The sequence below is a fragment of the Vibrio sp. Vb0937 genome, from assembly GCF_033338855.1.
In genome coordinates, this window is record NZ_JAWOTK010000094.1 from 1 (window position 1) to 1,919 (window position 1,919).

The window sequence follows — 1,919 nt, forward strand, 5'->3', positions numbered from 1 at the left end:
ACTTCAAACATTGTGCCGTAACCACTAAAGCCGAGGGGCTTTGTTGCGTAATTCGGTCAGAGAACCAAACTGCCTGCAATTGAGTGATTCTTATACAACACACTGAGTTTCAGGCATACCAAGCCCTGTAAGCTTGTTCAGCGCTTTGATCATAGCGTAAGTCTCGCCAACCTGAGCATTGTAATTTCTTAGGCTTAATTTCCCACCTAGCAGCTGTTTTACTCGGTACATTGCGGTCTCTGACAGAGAGCGCTTATGATAGCCATACCGCTTTTTCCACTTCTTGTTGGAGCCGTAGAGCTTTTGACAACCTACTGCTAAATTACGAGGGTGCCCTTGTTCCCAGAATGCAGCCCCTTCTCGTGGTGGGATAAGCGCAACCGCTTGCTTAATCCTTATCGCATCATGACAATTCCTTGTGTCATAAGCACCATCACCTGATATTTCAATTATTTTACGACGCGTTTGCTTGAGTAAGTTGGGGAGCACTTCGGCATCGGTTACGTTAGATAAACTCAGCTCTGCTGCGACTATTTCGTGAGTGCTTGTATCTACTGCAATATGCAGTTTACGCCAGACTCTGCGCTTCCCATCAGTACCATGCTTCTTGACCTTCCATTCACCCTCGCCATAAACCTTGAGGCCAGTGGCATCAATTGCTAGGTGTTGTATTGCTCCTCTGGTTTTGGTTTTAAATGAAACCTCAACTTCCTTAGCTCGGCGGCTTATACAGGTGTAGTGCGGGCAAACAAGCGGGATGTTAGCCAGCTTAAATACAGAGTCTAGAAAACCTTGTAGCGCTCTCAACGGCATAGAGAAAACGCGTTTTACCATCAGTGCTGTAGTAATGGCTAAGTCGCTGAATCGACGAGGTCTACCACGCTTGCCTTGTTTGTTTTGTTTCCACTCAGCTATCGTTTCCTCATCAATCCAAAAGGTCAGAGAACCACGGTTGATTAAGGCTTTGTTGTACTGTTTCCAGTTAGTTGTTTTGTAACGAGGTTTAGGCATGAGGCTACGACGATTGATGGGTGTAGCCGATCAGATCGTAGCTTCTAGATTTAGTTCCATCGATTTAAGCAACAAAGCCGGGAACACCTTCATAGCGTTCTAAATAAATACGAGCAAAATAGTAGAGGGCGAGCGTTTCGGGCGAAGCATCTTGCGGAACCGTGAGCACATTTTCTTTGATTGAGCGAGGCTTACCCATAGAACGGAAGTAGGTACTCAACATGGGTTGGCTTTCGGGCGAAATGTGTTCTTCGAGATAGATATGTTTATCTGTATTGGCGAAGACATAACCAGTCTGGAAGAAGAGTCCAATCACCGCTAATAGAGCGCAAGACAGCGTTTTAATCGGAAAGTGCATGAGCTTATTAATAAATTGTGATCTCGTTAAGTAGCAGTACTTGCTAAGTCTATCACTTCTTATCTATTAAGTGCTTATGGATTCCCCAAGAATAAGGGATTTTAAGGCGAGTATAATTGATTGATTTGATTTAATTTTTTGATTTATAAAGAAAAGTGCTTTTTATAAGTTGGGAAATAATTTTAATCGCAATATAAGGGAACCGGAGGTTTTGACTGAGAAATAGCGATAATCGATGAAGATATTTCCATGTGAATTATGTGTGATACTGCTCCCAAAAGTAATTCCGATCTCCAAAAGATGATTTTGGTGTCATAAATATTTAATGTTTGTATGGGTTGTTAAAAAAATGGATATTCGACATAGTGTTATTAAGCCAAAGTAAATTGGCTGTTCATAACAAACAGGAGATTATTTATGCATAACGAAATGATTCAACCGTCGCACTTCGGCATCATTGCTCGCACTTGTATCGCCTCAGTAGTAATGTTGGCGGGTGTTTTCGCTCTTATTTAGTGGAGTGACGTAAGCTAGATTACGTTTTAGAAAA

The 1,919-nt window shown here is 42.2% G+C and carries 2 protein-coding genes; both read right to left on the minus strand.

Annotated features, from left to right (window positions below):
- Positions 1–90: 90 nt before the first annotated feature.
- Positions 91–1,011, minus strand: coding sequence for an IS5-like element ISVa2 family transposase (locus R7P67_RS23385; RefSeq protein ID WP_318086139.1), 921 nt, complete (start codon positions 1,009–1,011; stop codon positions 91–93).
- 64 nt (positions 1,012–1,075) lie between these two features.
- Positions 1,076–1,369, minus strand: coding sequence for a hypothetical protein (locus tag R7P67_RS23390; protein ID WP_206974368.1), 294 nt, complete (start codon positions 1,367–1,369; stop codon positions 1,076–1,078).
- Between the last annotated feature and the right edge of the window lie 550 nt (positions 1,370–1,919).

What these genes read in the sequence shown, in the direction of transcription:
- R7P67_RS23390 (WP_206974368.1), bottom strand. Translation starts at nt 1,369, where the DNA reads ATGCACTTTCCGATTAAAACGCTGTCTTGCGCTCTATTAGCGGTGATT.
- R7P67_RS23385 (WP_318086139.1), bottom strand. Translation starts at nt 1,011, where the DNA reads ATGCCTAAACCTCGTTACAAAACAACTAACTGGAAACAGTACAACAAA.